20 protein-coding genes are annotated in these 22450 nt (G+C 67.4%); 4 read left to right on the forward strand and 16 right to left on the reverse strand.

What is annotated here, in order from left to right:
* Positions 1-30: 30 nt before the first annotated feature.
* The 8 genes from ugpB to U4Z31_RS14945 form a co-directional block, all read right to left on the reverse strand.
* Positions 31-1365 carry a sn-glycerol-3-phosphate ABC transporter substrate-binding protein UgpB gene (ugpB, locus tag U4Z31_RS14910; protein WP_044845979.1) on the reverse strand — a complete coding sequence of 445 codons (1335 nt, stop codon included), beginning with the start codon at positions 1363-1365 and terminating at the stop codon, positions 31-33.
* A 90-nt stretch (positions 1366-1455) separates the two neighbouring features.
* On the reverse strand, positions 1456-2664 hold the full coding sequence (locus tag U4Z31_RS14915; protein ID WP_321801604.1) for a deoxyguanosinetriphosphate triphosphohydrolase: 1209 nt from the start codon (positions 2662-2664) through the stop codon (positions 1456-1458).
* Positions 2665-2705: 41 nt separating this feature from the next.
* Positions 2706-3785, reverse strand: coding sequence for a 3-dehydroquinate synthase (aroB, locus tag U4Z31_RS14920; protein WP_044845981.1), 1080 nt, complete (start codon positions 3783-3785; stop codon positions 2706-2708).
* Positions 3782-4336: a shikimate kinase gene (locus U4Z31_RS14925; protein ID WP_082088580.1), complete on the reverse strand. Its 555-nt coding sequence runs from the start codon at positions 4334-4336 to the stop codon at positions 3782-3784. Before U4Z31_RS14925 ends, aroB begins: the two co-directional genes overlap by 4 nt.
* A gap of 40 nt (positions 4337-4376) precedes the next feature.
* Complete coding sequence (locus U4Z31_RS14930) at positions 4377-6041, reverse strand: type IV pilus secretin PilQ (RefSeq protein ID WP_321810707.1); 1665 nt, start codon at positions 6039-6041, stop codon at positions 4377-4379.
* Complete coding sequence (locus U4Z31_RS14935) at positions 6038-6904, reverse strand: pilus assembly protein (RefSeq protein ID WP_321810708.1); 867 nt, start codon at positions 6902-6904, stop codon at positions 6038-6040. Before U4Z31_RS14935 ends, U4Z31_RS14930 begins: the two co-directional genes overlap by 4 nt.
* On the reverse strand, positions 6901-7536 hold the full coding sequence (locus U4Z31_RS14940) for a fimbrial protein (RefSeq protein WP_321810709.1): 636 nt from the start codon (positions 7534-7536) through the stop codon (positions 6901-6903). Before U4Z31_RS14940 ends, U4Z31_RS14935 begins: the two co-directional genes overlap by 4 nt.
* Entirely contained in the window at positions 7533-8456 is a 924-nt protein-coding gene (locus tag U4Z31_RS14945; protein WP_321810710.1) for a competence protein ComA, read from the reverse strand. Before U4Z31_RS14945 ends, U4Z31_RS14940 begins: the two co-directional genes overlap by 4 nt.
* A 226-nt stretch (positions 8457-8682) precedes the next feature.
* Here U4Z31_RS14945 and U4Z31_RS14950 point away from each other — a divergent pair, with 226 nt between their 5' ends.
* Positions 8683-11070, forward strand: coding sequence for a penicillin-binding protein 1A (locus U4Z31_RS14950; protein WP_082088581.1), 2388 nt, complete (start codon positions 8683-8685; stop codon positions 11068-11070).
* Between the two features lie 100 nt (positions 11071-11170).
* Here U4Z31_RS14950 and cyaY read toward each other — a convergent pair whose 3' ends face one another.
* Complete coding sequence (gene cyaY, locus U4Z31_RS14955; RefSeq protein ID WP_124487840.1) at positions 11171-11497, reverse strand: iron donor protein CyaY; 327 nt, start codon at positions 11495-11497, stop codon at positions 11171-11173.
* Positions 11498-11533: 36 nt separating this feature from the next.
* Between cyaY and lptM the strand changes: the two genes are divergently transcribed.
* Positions 11534-11815, forward strand: coding sequence for an LPS translocon maturation chaperone LptM (lptM, locus tag U4Z31_RS14960; protein WP_124571926.1), 282 nt, complete (start codon positions 11534-11536; stop codon positions 11813-11815).
* 85 nt (positions 11816-11900) lie between these two features.
* Here lptM and msrQ read toward each other — a convergent pair whose 3' ends face one another.
* The 5 genes from msrQ to U4Z31_RS14985 form a co-directional block, all read right to left on the reverse strand.
* Positions 11901-12590: a protein-methionine-sulfoxide reductase heme-binding subunit MsrQ gene (gene msrQ, locus U4Z31_RS14965; RefSeq protein ID WP_321810711.1), complete on the reverse strand. Its 690-nt coding sequence runs from the start codon at positions 12588-12590 to the stop codon at positions 11901-11903.
* 20 nt (positions 12591-12610) lie between these two features.
* The gene (gene msrP, locus U4Z31_RS14970) at positions 12611-13606 is read right to left on the reverse strand and encodes a protein-methionine-sulfoxide reductase catalytic subunit MsrP (RefSeq protein ID WP_321810712.1); all 996 of its coding nucleotides are present in this window, start codon (positions 13604-13606) and stop codon (positions 12611-12613) included.
* Between the two features lie 158 nt (positions 13607-13764).
* The gene (ccsB, locus tag U4Z31_RS14975) at positions 13765-14955 is read right to left on the reverse strand and encodes a c-type cytochrome biogenesis protein CcsB (RefSeq protein WP_321810713.1); all 1191 of its coding nucleotides are present in this window, start codon (positions 14953-14955) and stop codon (positions 13765-13767) included.
* 4 nt (positions 14956-14959) lie between these two features.
* Positions 14960-17170, reverse strand: coding sequence for a cytochrome c biogenesis protein ResB (locus U4Z31_RS14980; protein ID WP_321810714.1), 2211 nt, complete (start codon positions 17168-17170; stop codon positions 14960-14962).
* A gap of 202 nt (positions 17171-17372) precedes the next feature.
* Positions 17373-18026: a c-type cytochrome gene (locus U4Z31_RS14985; protein WP_044848922.1), complete on the reverse strand. Its 654-nt coding sequence runs from the start codon at positions 18024-18026 to the stop codon at positions 17373-17375.
* Positions 18027-18243: 217 nt separating this feature from the next.
* Here U4Z31_RS14985 and yihA point away from each other — a divergent pair, with 217 nt between their 5' ends.
* Positions 18244-18903: a ribosome biogenesis GTP-binding protein YihA/YsxC gene (gene yihA, locus U4Z31_RS14990; protein WP_044848923.1), complete on the forward strand. Its 660-nt coding sequence runs from the start codon at positions 18244-18246 to the stop codon at positions 18901-18903.
* Positions 18904-19156: 253 nt separating this feature from the next.
* Positions 19157-20155, forward strand: a complete 999-nt coding sequence (gene hemB / locus U4Z31_RS14995; RefSeq protein WP_121860787.1) for a porphobilinogen synthase — start codon at positions 19157-19159, stop codon at positions 20153-20155.
* A gap of 110 nt (positions 20156-20265) precedes the next feature.
* On the opposite strand, the gene dsbD is transcribed toward hemB, so the two are convergent.
* Both dsbD and cutA read right to left on the reverse strand, forming a co-directional pair.
* A complete protein-coding gene (gene dsbD / locus U4Z31_RS15000; RefSeq protein ID WP_321810715.1) occupies positions 20266-22113 on the reverse strand; it encodes a protein-disulfide reductase DsbD in 1848 nt (615 codons plus the stop codon).
* A complete protein-coding gene (cutA, locus tag U4Z31_RS15005) occupies positions 22106-22432 on the reverse strand; it encodes a divalent-cation tolerance protein CutA (protein WP_044848926.1) in 327 nt (108 codons plus the stop codon). The genes dsbD and cutA overlap by 8 nt, the downstream gene beginning before the upstream one ends.
* Between the last annotated feature and the right edge of the window lie 18 nt (positions 22433-22450).

The following is a 22450-nucleotide window of genomic DNA, read 5'->3' on the forward strand; positions in this document are numbered from 1 at the left end:
GGCGGCCGGCGGCACGAACGCGATGCAGGCTCAGCCGCCCGACTTCTCGAAGCGGCGCAGCAGCTCGTCGCCGCGCGACGCCGCCGAATCGAGCGCCTCCTTCGGCGACTTCTTCTCCGCCCAGACCTGCTCCAGCTCTTCGTCGACGACCGTGCGGATCTGCGGCATGTTGCCGAGGCGCAGCCCCTTCGTATACGGCAGCGGCGGCTTGTTCATCATCTGCTTGATCGCGGTTTCCGCGCTCGGGTTCTTCGCATAGAAGCCCTGCTGGCGCGTGAGTTCGTACGCGGCCGTCGTGACCGGCAGGTAGCCGGTTTCCTGGTGCCACTTCGCGGCGATCGGCGGCGAGGCCAGGAATGCGAGGAATTTCGCGACGCCCTTGTAGGTCGCCGGATCCTTGCCGGCCAGCACCCACAGGCTCGCGCCGCCGATGATCGCGTTCTGCGGCGCGCCCTTCACGTTCGCGTCGTACGGCATCATGCCCGTACCGTAGCTGAACTTCGCGAACTTCTGCACGTTCGCGAGCGCGCCCGACGACGTCGTCAGGATCCCGCAGTCGCCGCTGTAGAACTTCGCCGATGCCTCGTCCTTGCGGCCCGCGTACGTGAACGTGCCGTCCTTCTGCATCTGTTGCAGGAACGCGATGTGCGCGACCTGCTGCGGCTTGTTGAATTCGAGCGCCGCGTCGGCGCCGTCGAAGCCGTTGTTGCGGCTCGCGAACGGCAGCGCATGCCACGCGCTGTAGTTCTCGAGCTGGATCCAGCCCTGCCAGCCGGTCGTGAAGCCGCACGTCATCCCGGATTTGCGCAGCTTCTCCGCGGCGGCCTGCACGTCGGCCCACGTCTTCGGCGGCTGGTTCGGGTCGAGCCCGGCCTTCTTGAACGCGTCCTTGTTGTAGTACAGCACCGGCGTCGAGCTGTTGAACGGCATCGACACGAGATGGCCCGTCTTCGCGTCGCTGTAGTAGCTCGCGATGGTCGGTACGAACGCCTTTTCGTCGAGCGGCACGCCGGCCTGCTTGAACACGTCGTAGACCGGCACGACGGCCTTCTTCGCCTGCATCATCGTCGCGGTGCCGACTTCATAGACCTGGAGGATCGCCGGCGCGTTGCCGCTGCGATAGGCGGCGATGCCCGCCGCGAGTGCCTGGTCGTACGTACCCTTGAAGACCGGCACGATCTTGTAGTCGCTCTGCGATGCGTTGAACTGCGTGGCGAGCTCGTTGACGCGCTCACCGAGCGCCGACTCCATCGCATGCCAGAACTGGATCTCCGTCGCGGCGAACGCCGCATGCTGCACACCGAACATGAGCGCGCCGCCCAGCGCGATCGAGCGAACCATTGTCCCCGCGGGCTTCTTCTTCATCGATCTCTCTCCTGTGAAAACGTTACCAACAGCGTGTGCAACATTCCCGTCGCCATTGAACCGGCGAAGTCTAGTGATCGTTTGTGACAGTCAGTTGTCGTTGATGACGAACAGGCGCTGGTATTCCTTCAGCGCGAAGCGGTCGGTCATGCCGGCGATGTAGTGCGCGACGAGGCGCGGCTGCTGCGCTTCGTCGTCCGACTGGTACGGCGGCGGCAGCAGGCGCGGATCGTCGATGAACGCGTCGAACAGCCCGGTGACGACGCGCTGCGCCTTGTTCGCCATGCGCATCACCTTGTAGTGGCGATACAGGTTCTTGAACAGGAAACGCTTGAGGGCCGCCGCCTGCGCGGCGATCGGCTCGCTGTGCGCGACGAGCGGCGGCGCGGCGCGCACGTCGTCGAGCGACGCGGGCGCGACACGCGCGAGATTGCGCGTGGTCTCGTCGATCAGGTCGACGATCAGCGTGTTGATGATGCGGCGCACCGTCTCGTGCACGAGGCGGCGGCCTTCGAGATGCGGGAATTCGGCGAGCGCTGCGTCGTAGTGGCGCTGCCACAGCTCGACTTCGGCGAGCTGCTCGATCGTGATCAGGCCGGAGCGCAGGCCGTCGTCGACGTCGTGGTTGTTGTACGCGATTTCGTCCGCAATGTTCGCGAGCTGCGCTTCCAGCGACGGCTGGCGGCCTTGCAGGAAACGCTCGCCGAGTGCGCCGAGCTTGCGGGCGTTCTCGCGCGAACAGTGCTTGAGGATGCCTTCGCGCGTCTCGAAGCACAGGTTCAGGCCATTGAACGCGCCGTAGTGCTCCTCGAGTTCGTCGACCACCGCCAGGCTCTGCAGGTTGTGCTCGAAGCCGCCGTGCTCGCGCATGCACGCATTCAGCGCGTCCTGCCCGGCATGGCCGAACGGCGTATGACCGAGATCGTGCGCGAGCGAGATCGCTTCGACGAGATCCTCGTTCAGGCGCAGGTTGCGCGCGACCGAACGCGCGATCTGCGCGACTTCGAGGCTGTGCGTGAGGCGGGTGCGAAACAGGTCGCCTTCGTGATTGACGAAGACCTGCGTCTTGTATTCGAGCCGGCGGAACGCGGTCGAATGAACGATGCGGTCGCGGTCGCGCTGGAATTCGGTGCGCGCCGCCGGCGGGGTTTCCTGATGGCGGCGGCCGCGCGACTGCGACGCGTGGGCGGCATACGGAGCGAGATGGGCTTCCAGCGCCGCCAGCGTCGGCGGCTCGGCCAGCGCCGCGACGGATGCGCGGCCGGCTCGGGTCGGTTTGCTGCTGGATGTCTCGCTCACGTCTCCTCCATGTCAGGGGCGCCGGGGCATCCGGGGCGCCGTTATCGGGTCGTCTGCGCCAGCGTAGCGAACACGGCTTCGTCGGGCGCCTGGGTGATCAGCGTATCGCCGAATCGCTTCAGCAGGATGAACTTGATCGCACCGGCTTCAGCCTTCTTGTCGACGCGCATCAGGTCCATGTAGCGCGCATCGCCGAGTGCCGGCCCGCGCACCGGCAGATGTGCGGCGGCGATCACCGCGTCGAGCCGCTGCCGCGACGCTTCGTCGAGCAGGCCGAGCCGCACCGACAGGTCGCCCGCCATCACCATCCCGCAGCCGACCGCTTCGCCGTGCAGCCACTCGCCATAACCGAGCCCGGCCTCGATCGCATGGCCGAACGTATGGCCGAAATTCAGGATCGCACGCAGCCCGCCTTCGCGTTCGTCGGCTGCGACCACGCTCGCCTTGATCTCGCACGAGCGCTTCACCGCATGCGCGAGCGCGGCCGGCTCGCGGCGGTTCAGCGCCTCGACGTTCGCCTCGATCCAGTCGAAGAATGCCGCATCGGCGATCGCGCCCGTCTTGATGACCTCGGCCACGCCGGCCGCCAGCTCGCGATCGGGCAACGTGGTCAGCGCGCCGATATCGGCGATCACGGCCTGCGGCTGGTAGAACGCGCCGATCATGTTCTTGCCGAGCGGGTGGTTGATGCCCGTCTTGCCGCCGACCGACGAATCGACTTGCGACAGCAGCGTCGTCGGCACCTGGATGAACGGCACGCCGCGCATGTAGCACGCGGCGGCGAAGCCGGTCATGTCGCCGATCACGCCGCCGCCGAGTGCGACGAGCGTCGTCTTGCGGTCGGCGCGCTCGGTCAGCAGGCCGTCGAAGATCAGGTTCAGCGTTTCCCAGTTCTTGTAGGCCTCGCCGTCCGGCAGCACGACCGTCGACACGCGCTTGCCGAGCGGCGCGAGCGCCGCGCGCAGCACGTCGCCGTAGAGCGGATCGACCGTCGTGTTCGTGACGATCGTGACCGACGAACCGGTGATGTGAGGGGCGAACAGCTCGGTGCGGCCGATCAGGCCGGCACCAATGTGAATCGGGTAGGCGCGCTCGCCCAGATCGACGTTGACGGTAATCATGCTTGTAGCGGCTTGGCGATGACGCCTGCCAGTTCGAGTTGCATCAGCACCATGTTGACGAGGCCGTTGACCGACGGGCGGCCGGTCTCGATGATGAAGTCCGCGCATTCGCGGTACAGCGGGTCGCGCACTTCGTAGAGCGCTTCGAGACGCGCCTTCGGATCGTCGGTCTGCAACAGCGGGCGGTTCTTGTCCTTGCGGGTGCGCAGCCACAGATCGTGCGGATTGGCGCGCAGATAGATGACGATGCCGCTGCTTTTCAGGCAATCGCGATTCTCGGGCCGCAGCACCGCGCCGCCGCCCGTCGCGAGCACGATGTTCTCGCGCTGCGTGAGATCGGCGATCACCTGCGATTCGCGGTCGCGAAACCCGGCCTCGCCCTCCATCTCGAAGATCACCGGAATGCGCGCACCCGTACGGGCCTCGATTTCGTGGTCGGAGTCGAAGAACGTCCTGTCGAGCCGGCGCGCGACCGCACGGCCCACGGTGGTCTTACCCGCTCCCATAAGGCCGACGAAAAATACGTTTGCGTGTGGGTCCCGCGCTTGCAACGGCTTCCTCTGCTTGAATCTTGCTGGTGTGTGGCGCAGCTTACTGGCAAAGCGGCTGCCTTGTCGAGCCTGCGCCGCCGACTTCAGGCCCCGTTTTTCCCGCATCCGCGTCGCCCGCGCCGGCCGTTTCGCAACGCGCGCCGACGACCGTCGGCGTGATGAAGACGACCAATTCGCTGCGCTGGTCGCGCCGTGCGCGGTGCCGGAAAAGCGCGCCCAGTACCGGTATTTTGCCCAAGAGCGGCACCCGCGTCACATCGTCCCGGTTCAACTGCTCGTAAATCCCGCCGATCGCGACCGTTCCGCCGTCCTCGACCTCGACGCGTGTCTGGACGTGCTTCGTATGAATCGCCGGGCCGGCTGCCGTCGGCTCGCCGATGCTGTCCTTCGTCACGTCCAGGTCCAGCACGACGCGCCCGTCGGGCGTGATCTGCGGCTCGACCTCGAGCTTCAGCGTCGCGCGGCGGAACTGCACGCCGCTCACGCCGTTGCCGACCTTCGCCTGGTACGGCAGCTCCGAGCCCTGTTCGACGATCGCCTTCACGCGGTCGGCCGTCACCACGCGCGGGCTGGAGACGATCTGGCCCCGCCCCTGCGCCTCGAGCGCGCTCAATTCAACGTCGAGCACGCGGCTGAGCGGCGCGGCGAACAACGTGAAGCCGGCCGTCGCCGCCTCGAAGCCGCCGAGCGGTCGTGCGGCCAGGTCGAGCGCGTTGCGCGTGTCCGTCGCGAATGCCGCGCCGTCGGCCGCGGGCGCCCGTCCCTGTGCGCGCAGCGCGACGCGTGCGCCGAGGTTGCGCGAGAAGCCCTGCTCGCCTTCTACGATCCGCGCCTCGATCCGGACCTGCCGCGATGGCCGGTCGATCGCGTCGATCAAGCCCGCGATCTGCGCGATGCGCGGCGCCAGATCGGTGACGAACAACAGGTTCGTGCGCGGATCGGCCGCCGCGGCGCCGCGTTTCGACAGCAGGCGCTGGCCGGTCGCTCCGGCCAGCAGTCGCTGCACGTCCTGCGCGCGCGGGTAATGCAGCGCGAAGGTCCGGCTCGCGAGCGGCTCCAGCTCGGCCGCGCGTGCATGCGTTTCGAAGCGCTCGCGCTCGCGCGCGGCGAGTTCGGCCGCCGGCGTGACCCAGATCACGTTGCCGCGCCGGGACATCGCCAGCCCGTGCGTGTCGAGCAACGTGTCGAACGCATCGCGCCAGCGGACATTGTTCAGACGTAACGTCACGGTGCCGCGCACCTGCTCGCCGACGATGATGTTCAGCCCGGTGAATCGCGCGAACGCGTCGAACGCGGCAGCGAGCCCGGCGCCTTGCAGATTCAGCGAGATCCGCCGCGCGTCATCCGCATCGCCGGGGTGCCGCGCCGCGGCGTCGCTCATGCGCGTCGGCGGCGGCAATGGAATCGGCGGCCCTTCCAGCCGGGGCACCGGTGCGGTGGTGTCCGCTTGAAGCGCCGCACGCACGGCCTGATCGAACGGCGGTGGGCCGTCGTCATGCGCGGGCGCTGCACCGTCCGCGCCGTCCGCACCGTCGGGCGCACCCTGCGGCAGCGGTGTGTCCTGGGCATGCGCCTGCATCGATGCGATCGGCCAGCCGGCCGGCGGCAAAGGCGGCAACAGGGGCAACGGCGGCAGCGCCGCGTGTGCCGCGGCCACGCCCGATCCGACCCAGAATGCGATCGCCCGCCATCCGTACTTCGTCATGGGCGACCTCCGTCATCCATGCCGAACCGGCGCGCGCCGTCGGCTGTCGCAAGCGTCACCGCACCGGCATCGACGCTCACCACGCGTGACATCCCGAACGCTTCGCCCGGCGCAACGGTCGCGAATGCGCCATCGCCCGCGTCGAACAGCGCGAGCCCGGCGCGTACGTCGCGAATCGTGCCGGCCAGGCGCGGCGTCGCATCGTCGGCCTGCGCGGGCAAGCCATCGCCGCCGAATGGATCGTCGCTCGGCACGCCGGCAAGCAGCCGCACCGTGCCATCGGGAACACGAGCCCCCGACAGCGCCGGAAACACGTCGATCGTCATGTCCACCCGCAACGCGGGCGGTTTGCGCTCGATATGCAGCCTCGACGGCACCACCAGCGCGGGAAAACTCGCCAGCCCGCCGATCAGCCGCAGCAGCGCCGGAAAGCCGCCGTCCGCGACGATCCGCACCGTGCGCCGGCCATCCGGGGCCGCTTCGTCAGTGCGCCGCGGCTCGATCGACACGATCCGCAGTCCGCTCGCGCCGGCCAGGTCCGCCAGCTCGAGCATCAGTGCGGGCCACCCCGATGCACGCGGCACGCTGGAGGCGTGCCCGGCGGCCGGGCCCGGGTCGCGCCGTGGCGCGGTCGCGAGCAGCCGCTGTGCGTCGGCGGCACGCACTTGTGCCGTTGCCAGCAACGCGCGACTGCGTGCGAGTCCGCTCGCGTCGACGGCATCCATCAGATGAATGCAGCCCATCGTCACGCACGCGAATGCCGCCACGCAGCCGACGGCATGCGCCGCGGCCGGCGACATCCGCGCCATGCGGCCGCGCCGCCCGGTACCGGCTGGCATGGACCGATGCGTGATCGCCGTCATGCGTCGCCTCCCGCGGCCTTCTGCCACGGCGGCGCGTCGTCCCAACGCACCTGCACGGAAAACCGGAACGGCACGGCCGAACCCGTGACCGGCGTGGCCGAAGCAGGTGTCAGCGCACCGACATCGAATCGCCAGTCACGCTGCTCGACCGCAATCCGTGCGAGCCACCGCGCGGCCGCCCGGTAACTCGTCGTGCGCGCGTCGAGCACGGCGCCGGACGCAGTCGTGCGCAATGCGTCGAGCCGGACGGTGTCGTCGCGCACCTGCGCCAGCGTCGCGAGCAGCCCGGCGACACGCCGGCAAGGCGCGGCAAGCGCGGCCGCCCGTGCATCGCGTCGCGCGAGGTCGGCGGCCACGCCGGCGGCGCGCCGTTCGGCATCGATCCGTGGCTGCAATTGCCGCAGCCGCGCCTCCACACGCGAACGCTCCGCATCCACGCGCCATCGCCACGCCGTCGCCGCCCCCGTCCAAACGCAGGCCCCGAGCACGCCGAGCACGATCGCCGCCCCGCACTGCGCGGCACGGCGCCGCCGCAACGCCTGCGCCAGCCGCTCACGGTACGGCAGCAGATTGAAGCCGCCGAGCACGGCGTGGCCGGCGGCAGTTCGCCCGAACCCCACATCGGCCATCATTCCCACACCCCGCGCAGCGCCAGCCCGATCGCGAGGGCAAACGCCGGACCGCCCTGCGTTCCGGCGGGCACGCCCGGCAGCCCGTCCCATCCGGTGCAGTCGAACGGCACCGCGGCCACGCCGAGCGCATCGCCGATATCGGCGGCCGACGTACCGCAGCGGGCGATGCTGCGCGCGTCGCCGGCCACGAGCACGCAGCGCACCGGCTCGAACACGCACTGGCGCAATGCGTCGGGGAACGCCGCCTGCACGTCGCCGGACACCGCGAGCACCGGTACGGCGATCGAACCGTCGACCCGCCAGCCGCGCACGCCCGTGTCGCAGAACCAGAATGCGGCGTACGGGCCGTGGGCATCGGGTTCGAACTGCGCGGCATAGCGCAACGCGCGCAGCGCGGCGGCCGACTCGCCGTCGACGGCCGTCAGGTCGACGCCGGCCTGCGCGGCGACGTCGATCCGCCGTTCGAGCAATGCCTGCGGCGCCACGGCGACCTCGATCTCGCCCGGGCACGCGCCGTCGTCCTGCCGCCAGTCGAACGCGAGGCTGTGCGGCGGCAGCCCCGAGATCCGTTCAGCGGCCTGCCGGGCGGCGTCCGCGACGTCGTCGCGCCCGGCCAGATCGAGCGTCGCGGTCCGCATTTCGTCGTCGCGCAGCGCCATCACGCCGCGCGTGTCGCAGCGCACGCCCGCCGCCGACAATCGCGACACGGCCGCCGCCAACGCGCGTGCGACCGCGGCCCAGCGCGCCTCCTCCGGCCCGTCCTGCAATCCGACCGGCTCCCGCTCGAGTCCTTCGACCCGCACCTCCACGGCCCGCCCGCGCCGGCTCAGCACGGCCACCCTCACCTCGTCCGCCCCGACGTCGATGCCCGTCGAACGGTGCCTGCCCGGCGCGAACCGCGCCGCCCATCGTCCTGTCATCCCAGCCTCCCGCGATCGTTGCGGCCCACGCCGCGTTTCCGAGGCCTGATTCTGCAAAGCGGCGCGTGTGCCCGACAGTCGGCCGGACGGCCAGTTGTGGCACGGGGCGACCTCGCGGACACTATGCCGGCGGCACCGCGATCAGCCGGTTTCCGGCCGCCGCCCCCCGCGTCAGGACCGGTCTTACCGGGCAGCTATAATCGCGGGACTGTTTTCCGGTATGCCTATGCAATCCACGTCTCCTACGTCCCCGCCTCCCGCGCCCGAGCCGAAGAAGCGGTCCTGGTGGCTGAAAGTCCTGATCGGCCTCGCCGCGATGTGCGTGGCCCTCGTCGTGGCCGGCGGCCTCGTGCTCGGCTACGCGCTCGTCGTCGCGTGGCCGAACATGCCGTCGCTCGACGCGCTGACCGACTATCGTCCGAAGGTACCGCTGCGCATCTATACGTCCGATCACGTGCTGATCGGCGAATTCGGCGAGGAACGCCGCGACATCGTCCATTTCAAGGACGTGCCCGACTCGCTCAAGAAGGCGATCCTCGCGATCGAGGACGCACGCTTCTACGATCACGGCGGCGTCGACCTCACCGGCATCGCCCGCGCCGGCTTCGTCGCACTGACGAATGGCCATGCGTCGCAGGGCGCGAGCACGATCACGATGCAGGTCGCGCGCAACTTCTTCCTGTCGAGCGAAAAGACCTACACGCGCAAGATCTACGAAATGCTGCTGGCCTACCGGATCGAGCGCGCGCTGACGAAGGATCAGATTCTCGAGGTCTACATGAATCAGATCTATCTCGGCCAGCGTGCGTACGGCTTCGCGAGCGCCGCACGGGTCTATTTCGGCAAGGACCTGAAGGACATCACGCTCGCCGAAGCGGCGATGCTCGCGGGGCTGCCGAAAGCGCCGTCCGCGTACAACCCGGTCGTCAATCCGAAGCGCGCGAAGGTGCGCCAGGAATACATCCTGCAGCGGATGCTCGAGCTGAACTTCATCACGCGCGAGCAGTACGACCAAGCCGTCGCGCAGCCGCTCGCCGTCAAGGGTGCCGGCCGCGAGTTCAGCGTGCACGCCGAGTACGTCGCGGAAATGGTCCGACAAATGATGTACGCGCAGTACCGCGAGGAAACCTATACGCGCGGCTTCAACGTCGTCACGACGATCGATTCCGCCGACCAGCAGGTTGCCTACACCTCGCTGCGCAAGGGCATCATGGATTACGAGCGCCGCCACGGCTATCGCGGGCCGGAAGGCTTCATCGAATTGCCGGCCGGCGCCGACGATCGCGAGCAGGCGATCGACGATGCGCTGCTCGAACACCCCGACAACGGCGAGCTGATCGCGGCGGTCGTCACCGCGGCCACCCCGCGCCAGATCACCATCGCCTTCATCGACGGCAGCAGCGCGACGATCGAAGGCGACAACCTGCGCTTCGCGTCGGGCGCGCTGTCGGCCGGCGCGCAGCCGAACCGCCGCATCCGCCCGGGCGCGATCGTCCGGGTCGTGAAGAACGACGCCGGGAAGTGGTCGATCACGCAGTTGCCGCAGGTCGAAGGCGCGTTCATCTCGATCGTTCCGCAGGACGGCGCGATCCGCTCGCTGGTCGGCGGCTTCGACTACAACAAGAACAAGTTCAACCACGTCACGCAGGCGTGGCGGCAACCGGGTTCGTCGTTCAAGCCGTTCATCTACTCGGCGTCGCTCGACAAGGGCCTCGGGCCGGCCACGGTGATCAACGACGGCCCGCTGTATTTCAGCGCCGCGGAAACCGGCGGCCAGCCGTGGGAACCGAAGAACTACGGCGGCGGTTTCGAAGGCCCGATGTCGATGCGCACCGCGCTGCAGCGCTCGCGCAACCTCGTGTCGATCCGGATCCTGAACCACATCGGCACGAAGTACGCGCAGCAGTACATCACGCGCTTCGGCTTCGACGCCGACCGTCATCCGGCCTACCTGCCGATGGCGCTCGGCGCGGGCCAGGTCACGCCGCTGCAGATGGCCGGCGCGTACTCGGTGTTCGCGAACGGCGGCTTCCGCGTGAATCCGTACCTGATCGCCGAAGTGACCGATCCGAACGGCGCTGTCGTCGCCCGCGCGCAGCCGCTCATCGCCGAGCAGAATGCGCCGCGCGCGATCGACGCGCGCAACGCATACGTGATGAACAGCCTGCTGCAGAGCGTCGCGCAGCGCGGCACGGGCGCGCGCACCAACGTGCTGAAGCGCACCGACCTCGCAGGCAAGACCGGCACGACGAACGACTCGCACGACGCGTGGTTCGCCGGCTACCAGCACACGCTCGCGGCGATCGCGTGGATCGGTTACGACAACCCGCGCAGCCTCGGCGATCGCGAAACCGGAGGCGGCCTGTCGCTGCCGGTCTGGATCGACTACATGGGCGCGGCGCTGAAGGGCGTGCCGGAGTTCAAGCCCACGATGCCGGACGACGTCCAGGCGCTCGGCAGCGAGTTGTACTTCACCGACTTCACGCCGGGGCACGGCTTCGTGTCGACGGTCGGCGTGCCGCAGGCGCCGGCGGTGCAGAGCACCGACGAAGCGGTGCCGCATGTCGACGAACAGGAGAAGCAGGACATCATGAACCTGTTCCGCGGCCACTGATACGAACGGCCCGGGCATGAAAAAAGCGCCCCGCGGGGCGCTTTTTCCTTGTGCTTCGATCCGGCGTATCGGCCGCCCGGCCAGGCAAGCGCCGGGCGCGTTACGCGCCGAACGTGATCGGCAGGCCGGCCTGCTGCGTCGCGTACTCGGTGAGCGCCGCGAAGAACTCGGTGCCGGTGCGCGTATCGCGCCATTCGCCGTCCACGAAACGGTAATGGAACCCGCCCGCCTTCGCGGCGATCCACAGCTCCTTCATCGGCGGCTGGAGGTTGACGATGATCTTCGAGCCGTTCTCGAACGTCAGCGTCAGCACGCTGCCGTTGCGCTCCAGATCGATGTCGTGATCGCCGTCGTTCGCGGCATCCACGGTACGCTCGACGGCCGCCAGCACGGCCTCGGCACGGGCCAGGTATTCAGTATCGGACATGCTAAACTCTATCGGTTAAATTGTTCAGGGACGATCATGCGAGTCGTTTTCCGGATGAGCGCGATTGTAGCGGCTTTGGCGATTCTTGCCGGCTGCGGTCAACGCGGTCCGCTCTATCTGCCCACCGTGCCTCCGTTGCCGGCGAAGCCCATCCAGCAGCAGGACACGGCGCCGTCCGACGTCACGCCGACCGATGAAAACGCGTCGTCCGACAGCATTCCCGATTCTTCCGGCACGCCGCTCACGCTGTCACCGGAGCTGTCGAGCGATGCATCGAAGGCCGCGACGCCGGCATCCGGCCCGGCCGCCACGCAGTAAGCGCGCGCCGCCGCTCGCGCGGCTTCCTTCGCGACCAAGGCGATGACTGACCGTCATCGCCTTTTGTTTTTCCGAGCCCGCCTCGTCACGCGCGGATGCGCCGCCAGCCCCATTCGAGCAGGCGCCAGCCGAGCAGCACCGCAACGATCACCGCGTAGAGCTTCGGCTGCGCGAGATTGTGCTTGCCGGCCCTCATCCACCAGAAATGCAGCACGCCGAACAGCGCGATCGCATAGATCGCGCGATGCAGCGTCGCCCAGTGACGGCCGAGCCGGCGCACCATCGCGCGCGGCGAGGTCGCGGCCAGCGGAATCAGCAGCACGAACGCGGCGAAGCCGACCGTGATGAACGGACGCTTGCCGACGTCCTTCAGGATCGCGAGCACGTCGAACCACTTGTCGAACCACAGATACGTCGTGAAATGCAGCGTCGCGTAAAAGAACGCGAACAGGCCGATCATCCGGCGAAAGCGCAGCAACGCTGAAACGCCCGTCACGCGCCGAAGGGGTGTGACGCCGAGCGTGAGGCAGAGCATCACCAGCGTCCAGAGGCCCGTCGAGCGCGTGATGAATTCGATCGGGTTCGCGCCGAGCCGGTCGGTCAGCCCGAACAGCACGAGACGGGCGAGCGGATAGAGTCCGGCCGCGAAAACCAGTACCTTGGCGGGGGCAAGCCAGCGCGGCGCGGCAGCACGCGCTGCGCCGCCCCGGGAACTGCCGGCGGCAGCCGTGCGCGTGCCGGACGCGCGCGCGGGCGTCAGCGTCGAAGGAGGCATGTCGTTTCTCACCGGCGCACTCAGAAGTTCTTCTTCAGGTCCATGCCCTGATACATCGACGCGACGAGATCGCCGTAGCCGTTGAACATCAGCGTCTTGCGCTTCGGCGTGAAGAAGCCGTCCTCACCGATCCGGCGCTCGGTCGCCTGGCTCCAGCGCGGGTGATCGACGCTCGGGTTCACGTTCGAATAGAAGCCGTATTCGTTCGACGCGTACGTGTTCCAGCTCGTTTTCGGCTGCTTGTCGACGAAGCGGATCTTCACGAGCGACTTCGCACTCTTGAAGCCGTACTTCCACGGCACGACGATCCGCACCGGCGCGCCGTTCTGGTTCGGCAACACCTGGCCGTACACGCCCATCGTCAGCAGCGTCAGCGGATTCATCGCCTCGTCCATCCGCAGCCCTTCCGAGTACGGCCAGTCGAGCACCGGCGTCGACAGCCCCGGCATCTGCGACGGATCGGCCAGCGTGACGAACTGCACGTACTTCGCGTTGCCGGTCGGCTGCACGCGCTTGATCAGCTCGGACAGCGGCACGCCGATCCACGGGACCACCATCGACCAGCCTTCGACGCAACGCAGCCGGTACACGCGCTCTTCGAGCGGCGCGAGCTTCAGCAGTTCGTCGAGATCGAACACCTTCGGGTGCAGCACCTCGCCTTCGACGCTCACGCGCCACGGGCGCGGCCGCAACGTGCCGGCGTTTTGCGCCGGGTCGCCCTTGTCGGTGCCGAACTCGTAGAAGTTGTTGTAGGACGTGATGTCCTTGAACGGCGTCACCTGGTCGGCCGCGACGAACTTCGGGTTGGTTTTCGCCGCGAGCTTCGCGGCCCGCGCGTCGGGCGACGCATAGGCGGCGAACGCCGCGCCGCTGCCGCCGAACAATCCGCCCGCCGCCGCCAGGCCGGCGGCCTGCAAGACGCGCCGCCGGTTCTCGAACACCGCGCGCGGCGTAATCTGGCTCTGCGCGATGTCACCGCCGGTCAGTACGGTACGCAAAGGGTGTTTGATCCACATCGTGCTGCTCCTCCTGCATGCGCGGCGCGCACGCTTCATGAGCGTTCGACCCGACCCATCCTGCGCCGTTCGACGCCCGGACCGCCCGCCCGTTACAAAAGAAAACCGCCGGGCACGCAGTGCGCCGGCGGTCTTTTGTCGGACCCGCGTCGGAAATCTTACAGCTTGCCGTAGCTGTGCAGCCCGGACAGGAACATGTTGACGCCGAGGAACGCGAACGTCGTCACGAGCAGGCCGGTGAGCGCCCACCAGGCGGCAACGGCGCCGCGCAGGCCCTTCATCAGGCGCATGTGCAGCCAGGCCGCGTAGTTGAGCCACACGATCAGCGCCCAGGTTTCCTTCGGGTCCCAGCTCCAGTAGCCGCCCCATGCTTCGGCGGCCCACAGCGCGCCGAGAATCGTCGCGATCGTGAAGAACGCGAAGCCGACCGCGATCGACTTGTACATCACGTCGTCAAGCACCTCGAGCGTCGGCAGGCGATCGGCGAGCACGCCGCGCTCCTTCATCAGGTACGCGACCGACACCATCGCCGACAGCGCGAAGCTGCCGTAGCCGATGAAGTTCGCCGGCACGTGGATCTTCATCCACCAGCTCTGCAGCGCCGGCACGAGCGGCTGGATCTGCTGCGCGTCGCGCGCGACCGAGTACCACATCAGGAAGCCGACGGCCGCGCTGATGACCAGCAGCACGAACGCGCCGAGCGCGCGCGTGCCGTAGTGGCCTTCGTAATACAGGTAGAGCAGCGCGGTGATCAGGCTGAACAGCACGAACACTTCGTACAGGTTCGACACCGGGATATGCCCGACGTCGGCGCCGATCAGGTAGGACTCGTACCAGCGCACCATCAGGCCGGTGAAGCCCATCAGCACGGCGACCCACGTGAGCTTCTGGCCGATCGCGGCGCCCGACTCCGAGCGCGCGAGCAGACCGATCCAGTAGAAGATCGTCGCGAGCACGAACAGCGCGCTCATCCACAGGATCGCGGACTGGCTCGACAGGAAGTATTTGAGGAAGAACGCCGCATCGGCGCGCGCGAGATCGCCCTGGTAGATCTGGATCGACAGCAGCGACAGCACGGCGATCGACGCCATCATCAGCCGCGCGGGCTTCCAGCGCCAGCCGAGCACGACGAGCGCCGGCACGGTGCCGATCATCACCGCCTTGTCGTAGTAATTCATGTGTTCGTTGTAATGCACGAACGCATAGCCCGCGCCGACCACGAGTGCCAGTGCGAACAGCCAGTCGATGACCGACAGGCGTGCGAGGAACGGACGGTCGTCGAACAACGGCGCCGGATTCGGGGCCTGGACCGGCCCCGAACGGGAAGAGGAAACTTGCGTGAGATCCATGATGTTACCGGGTGGAATTCTCGGAATCGCCGCCGGCAGGCGGACGGGCAGTCGCTGCCGCACCGGCGGGCGCGGCGTCGCGCGGTGCGGCGCGCAAGGCGGCGCCGGCCGCGTCGCGCGTCTGCACGAATTCTTTCTCGAAATCGAAGGTCTTGCGGGCCGTGGACATCGCCATCACCACATCGACGCCCGAACCGGCATCCTTGAGCCAGAACCAGAGGCGCCGCTCGCGCACGTAGAACATCGAGAAGATGCCGGCGACCAGCAGCAGGCTGCCAAGATACACCAGATTCTTGCCGGGTGCGCGCGTCAACTGAAATACCGAAGCTTGCACCTGCTTGAAGGAGTCAAGCTGCAAATAGACCGGCGATCCATACAAGAAGCTGTCCGATAGCGCATTGATCGCGTTCTGCACGAAGCGGATCGTGTCGGCGCCCTGTTGGGCAGCCGGCTCGCCGGCGCGCTCGCGCGCGATCTGCCAGACCTCCCACATCGAACCCTCGAGCATGCGCAGCAGCAGGCTCGCCGCCTTCTCCTGCTCGGCCTTCGGCACCGAACGATCGATGAAGGTCGCCACCGCCTGGAAGCCGCCGACCGGCTGGCCGTCGGCGCCGCGGCCGATGCTGTCGTCGCTCGCCGCAAAAAGGGTCAGCACCTTGAACGCGCTGTCCTGCAGGCGGCCACGCAGCGACGCTTCGGTCGTCGGCAGCGAACGCTGCGCGAAGCGCGCGGCGGCGTCGGCACGCACGGCCGGATCCTCGAGCGCGGCGCGCAGGCGCATCCATTCACCGATCGAATCCTGGCTGTCGGCCGGAATCCGCATGTAGCGGAACGGATCGTTCGGGCTCGCGCGCACGCCGGCGAGGAACACGCGCGTGCCGCCCATGTCGACCGGCAGCATGTAGTTGTTGAATTCGCGCGCCTGGCCGTCCTTGCCGCGAATCTTGTACTGCACCGACGGGCCGATGTTGTGGAGCTGCACCGGCTTCGACGTCTTCGCGCCCGAACCGAGCCGCTCGTCGAACGCTTCCTTCAGCGACGCCGTCTTCGCGACGCCGCGCACGTCCGGCTTGCCGTTCGCGTCGGCCATGTTCTCGACGTTGATCGCGCGGAAGTCGGAGAACTCGATCGTGTCGCCGTCGCTGCCCGGCATCTGCAGCGGCGCCGTGCTGCCGATCGTGCCCTTCACCGCGAAGGTCTTCGCGTTGCCGCCCGTCATCGGGTAGGCCGTCATCTCCATCTGCGAGCCGCCGTCCTGGAAGCTCGACTGGTAGATCGACACGCCCTTGTACGTGAACGGCTTGTTGACCTCGACGCGCGCGGGGATCTTCTGGCCCGTCTCGCGATCGATCACGACGATGTCGCTCGCGAACAGCTTCGGCATCCCGGTCGTGTAGTAGTCGACGATGAACTTGTTGAGCTGGATCGAGAACGGCAGGTCCTGGATCAGCGAGCCGCTCGGCTGGTTCAGGATCGCGGTCGACACGAACTGGCCTTCCGGCACCCACGCGTAGCCGCGGAACGTCGGGTTCGACACGGACAGCCGGTGGTCGGGCGAGATTTCGCTGATCGTCGCGCTCGTGTTGACCGTGCTCTTGCCGAACATCCACATCTGGAATTTGATCGGCAGGTTGCTGTCCAGCAGGCCGCCGATACAGATCACGACGATCGCAAGGTGCGCGGAGATGTAGCCCCACTTCGTCAGCGCGCCGCGCTTCGCGGAAATCAGCGTCGCGCCGTCGGTTTCACGCACGACGTGCTTGTAGCCGGCCTTGGTGACGAACGTGGCGAGCGTGGCCGCGACGGTCGCGCGCGTGCCGGACGCCGAGTATTCGGCCTTGTGGTGGAACGCGCGCAGGCTGCCTTCGCGGACCTTGTCCTTCCAGCTCTTCGCATCGGCAAGCATCTTCGGCGCATTGCGGATCACGCACAGCGAGATCGACACGACGAGGAAGATCAGGATCAGCATGAACCACCAGGCGCTGTACACGTTGTACAGGCCCAGCGAGCGGAAGATGTCCGCCCAGAACGGCCCGAACTGGTTCACGTAGTTCGGATACGGGTCGTCCTGCGTCAGGACCGTGCCGACGATGCTCGCGATCGACAGCACTACCAGCAGCGCGATCGCGAAGCGCATCGAGCTCAGCAGCTCGATCGCGCGCCTGGACGCACTTTGACCCGACTTCGACTGCAACCCCGACGTGGTAACGCTCATTCAAACTCCGACTAAGGGGAAACAGCCCCTACGCTCACTATGTTCGCTGCCCCCGAGGGGGCGGTCAGCACGCTGGGGACGACCCGGCGAATGCCGACAAAAAAGGGCGAGGCAACCGCAATCACGCGGCGCCCCACCCTTTTTCTTGTTCTGACGCCGGCCGCCCTTCGGGCGCCCGGTCATTCCATTCGCGACCGTCCGGTCAACGCAGGCCCGCGATGTAATCCGCGACGGCCTTGATCTCGTTGTCCGACAGACGCGCTGCGATCTGATGCATCGCCTCGTTGTTGTTGCGCGCGCCGACACCCTGCTGGAACGCGGTCAACTGGGCAACCGTGTAATCGGCCCATTGCCCCGACAGACGCGGATACTGGACCGGAATCCCCTGGCCCGTCGGCCCGTGGCAGCTCGCGCAGGCGGGTACACCCTTTTCCGCGATGCCGCCGCGATAGATCTTCTGGCCGATCGGCACGGTCGCTGCGTCGCGTGCGGTGCCGAGCTTCGTCGTCTGCGATCCGTAATACGCAGCGACGTTGCGCATGTCGTCCGCGCTCAACGCGCTCGCGAACCCGACCATCACCGGATTGGTCCGCGCCGGCCCCTTCGCGCCCGGCTGGGCCTTGAAGTCGTTCAACTGCTTGACCAGATAGTCGGGATGCTGGCCGGCCAGCTTCGGGAAACTGCCCGACGCGCTGTTGCCGTCCGCGCCGTGACACGACGCGCAAACTTGCCCGGCAATCGCCTTGCCGCGGTCCAGATCCGGCTTTGCCGCATCCGCCGCATTTGCCTCCGCTACGAAACCTACGAACCCTGCTGCAACCTGAAGCACCATCAGAGACTTGCACAGTCGATTCATTCGCACACCCTGTTTCGTCTTGTGGGAATTTGAGGTTCTGCAAAAAACGACGTCGACCAGTCTACCGCAGAAGCTGCATAAAAGCGCGAGGCAGGCGCCCGCAGCCCTTTGGCAAAACCGCCGTATTGTACAATATCGCGCTGAAAGCTCCCGCGCCTATCGGGGCTACCCCGCCTCCACCAAGCGGCTCGCGCCGCCCCGTCCCACCGGTTTCCCCATGGCCTTTTTGCTCCACCAAGCCCGCTTCTACACGACCGTCAACCATCTGCGCGACCTGCCGCCGACGGTACAACCGGAAATCGCGTTCGCGGGCCGCTCGAATGCCGGCAAATCGACGGCGATCAACGTGCTGTGCAACCAGAAGCGGCTCGCCTTCGCGTCGAAGACGCCCGGCCGCACCCAGCACATCAACTACTTCTCCGTCGGCCCGGCCGCCGAGCCCGTCGCGAACCTCGTCGACCTGCCCGGCTACGGCTACGCGGAAGTGCCGGGGGCCGCGAAGGCCCACTGGGAAATGCTGCTGTCGTCCTACCTCGCGACGCGTTCGCAGCTGTGCGGCCTAATCCTGATGATGGATTCGCGCCGCCCGTTGACCGACCTCGATCGCCGGATGATCGAGTGGTTCGCGCCGACCGGCAAGCCGATCCACACGCTGCTGACGAAGTGCGACAAATTGACGCGGCAGGAAAGCATCAACGCGCTGCGCAACACGCAGAAGGGACTCGACGCGTACCGTGACCAGGGCGTGAAGGGCAAGCTGACGGTCCAGCTGTTCTCGGCGCTGAAGCGCACGGGGCTCGACGAGGCCCATGAACTGATCGAGAGCTGGGTGCGGCCGTCCGTCGCCGACGAAAAAAGCGAGCCTGTAGCACAATGAGCGGGCAACGCGCGGCCGGGACCGGCCGTGCGCACCTGACGGCACCTGCGGATTCGGCCGGCTCATAAAAAAACCCGCCGTTGAACGGCGGGTCAAACAGCCTAATCGAATAACGACAGGCACCCGCTCAGGGAGGAGAAGCGGGGAGCTGCACGCGACGCGTGCCGCTCGATCGCTATCATATACCAACGCTCTCGAAAATGACCTAAGGGTCCCGTAAGGTTCTTACTACCCTGATTTCTGCCCAATCGCCATGAGCTTCCATCCGCTTCACCGTCCGCGCCGGATGCGCCGCGACGACTTCTCCCGGCGCCTGATGCGCGAAAACCGCCTGACCACCGACGACCTGATCTATCCGGTGTTCGTCGTCGACGGCACCAACGAACGCCAGAGCGTCCCGTCGATGCCCGGCGTCGAGCGCGTGTCGGTCGATCTGCTGATGCATGTCGCCGAGCAGTGCGTCGAACTCGGCGTGCCCGTGCTGTCGCTGTTCCCGGCCATCGAGCCGTCGCTGAAGACGCCTGACGGCCGCGAAGCGGCCAATCCGGAAGGCCTGATCCCGCGCGCGGTGCGCGAGCTGAAGAAGCGCTTCCCCGAACTCGGCGTGCTGACCGACGTCGCGCTCGACCCGTACACGAGCCACGGCCAGGACGGTGTGCTCGACGAGAACGGCTACGTGATCAACGACGACACGATCGAGATCCTGGTCGACCAGGCGCGTGCGCAGGCCGAAGCCGGCGTCGACATCGTCGCGCCGTCGGACATGATGGACGGCCGCATCGGCGCGGTCCGTGAAATGCTGGAAAGCGACGGTCACATCCATACGCGCATCATGGCCTATTCGGCCAAATTCGCGTCGGCGTTCTACGGCCCGTTCCGCGATGCGGTCGGCTCGGCGTCCAATCTGGGCAAGGGCAACAAGATGACCTACCAGATGGATCCGGCGAACAGCGACGAAGCGCTGCGCGAAGTGCGCCTCGACATCGACGAAGGCGCTGACATGGTGATGGTCAAGCCCGGCATGCCGTATCTCGACATCGTGCGCCGCGTGAAGGACGAGTTCCGCTTCCCGACCTACGTGTACCAGGTGAGCGGCGAATACGCGATGCTGAAGGCCGCCGCGATGAACGGCTGGCTCGATCACGACAAAGTCGTGCTCGAATCGCTGCTCGCATTCAAGCGCGCTGGCGCCGACGGCGTGCTCACGTACTTCGCGCTCGATGCCGCGCGTCTGCTGAAAGCGCAGCGCTGAGCCGCGCGCCGGCCGGCACAAGGAAAAACGGCGGGACACTTCGGTGTCCCGCCGTTTTTTTGCATCGTCCGGCCGGCGCAGCTGGCCGCCCGTGCGCCGACCAGCGCGCGTTACACCGTCGGTACCGCCGCGCGATCGAGGCTGCGCAGGAACGTCTCGGCCGCCTGATAACCGACCACACGGCCGATTTCGTTGCCGTTGCGATCGAAGAAGATGATGCCCGGCGGCCCGAACAGGTTGAAGCGCTTGAGCAGCGCCTGGTCGTCCGGACTGTTCGCGGTGACGTCGGCACGCACCAGGTGAAGCTGCGCGAGCCGCGCCTGCACGCGCGAATCGGTGAACGTCAGATGCTCCATCTCCTTGCAGCTCACGCACCAGTCGGCGTAGAAGTCGAGCATCACGGGCTGGCCCGACGTCTTCAGCAGCGCGTCGAGCTCGCGACTGGAGCGCACCGACGCGAACGCGGGCCCCTGCCCTCCGGTCGCCGCACCGGCTGCCGACGCATCGCCCGACGCAACCGTGCGCGCCGCGAGCACGGCCAGCGGCTTCACGGGGTCGTTGGAGCCCGCCGCAAGACCGACGAGCAGCGTTGCAGCCCAGATCGCAAGCGCAGCACCGAGGCCGCGACCGAGACGGCGCCAGATCGATGCGGCGCCGGCATGCGGCGTAAACAGGCCGAGCGCCGCAGCCGCGACGAGCAGCCACAATGCGGCGAGCACCATCTTCAGAGCGCCCGCGAGCACCGGCCACACGATCCACAGCGCGGCGGCAAGCAGCACGATGCCGAAGAACACCTTCACGCCGTCCATCCAGGCGCCCGCGCGCGGCAGTACCGTACCGGCACCGATGCCGACGACGAGCAGCGGCACGCCGAGCCCCAACCCCATGGCGAACAGCGCAGCGCCGCCGAGCAGCGCATTGCCGGTGTGCGCGATGAACGCGAGCACCGCAAACAGCGGCGCCGTCATGCATGCGCCGACGACCAGCGCCGACAACGCCCCCATCGCGGCGACCGCGACGAAGTGACCGCCCCGGCGCGCGCTCGAGGCTTCCGCCGCGCCGTTCTGCCAGCGCTCGGGCAGCGCGATGTCCTTGCCGGAAATCAGCGATACGGCGAATGCGGTGAGCAGCACGCCGAATGCACCGAGCACCCACGGGTTCTGCAGCCATGCGCCCAGGCTCTGGCCGACCAGCGCCGCCGCGATGCCCAGCACCGTATAGACGAGCGCCATGCCGACCACGTACGTCAGCGACAGCGCGAAACCGCGTGTGTGCGTCGCGCGCGTGCCCTGGCCGATGATGATCGCGGACACGATCGGAATCATCGGATACGAGCAGGGCAGGAGACTCAGCACGACGCCGGCGACGAAATACAGTGCGACGATGGTGAAGAAACCGTGCCCCTCGAGCAGCGACTGCGCGAAATCCGCGCTCGTGACCTTGTCGAACCAGTTGCCCGAAGCCGCCGTGCGATCGACCGGCGCGGCCGCGCCCAGCGCTGCGCCGTCGACCTTCACGACGTGCTCCGCAGGCGGATAGCAGATTCCTTCGTCGGCGCATCCTTGCGACGTCACCGCGAGCTCGAACGGCCCCGCCGCCTGCTTGACCGGAACATGAATCACGACCTCGTCGCGATAGGTCTCGACTTCCTTCTGGAACGTCTGGTCGAACTTCACGTGGCCGGCCGGGAATTGCGGATCGCCGAGCGTCGCCTGGCCGCCCTTCACCGCGAACGCGAACCGCTCGCGGTACAGGTAATAGCCGCTGGCAACCTTGAAACGGACGTCCACCTGCCCCGGCGATTCGCTCGCGCTGAACTTGAATGCGACCGACGGATCGAGAAAATCGTCGGCCGCGCGCGCGACCGACAGGCCGCCCAGCACGAACATGAACGACATCAGGACTGCGAGAAACCGCAGCGCGCGCACGCGCACGGAAAGCGCCATACCGTTAAACATGAAATAGACGTTGAGTTTCGCTGGTCACCCATTGGCCGTACGCGGCCGTAGCCGTCGCCTGCCACGAGACGATTTCCGGCGTCTCGTACGGATGATGCGCGAGAATAAATCGCTCCAGTTCGAGCGAGCGGACGGGGCTCGTCTTGAACAGCAACTGGATCTCGTCGGCCGTCTCGACCTTGCCCTGCCAGTGATAGCGCGACTTGATCGCACCGAGCTCCGACACGCACGCGGCAAGCCGCGCGTCGAGCGCGCCGTCAGCGAGCGCCGCGGCCGTCGCCGCATCCGGCACCGTCGTCAGCATCAATACCACCACCATACGCGCCCTCCTGACTGG

Source organism: Burkholderia sp. BCC1985 (genome assembly GCF_905339915.1).
Taxonomy (GTDB): domain Bacteria; phylum Pseudomonadota; class Gammaproteobacteria; order Burkholderiales; family Burkholderiaceae; genus Burkholderia.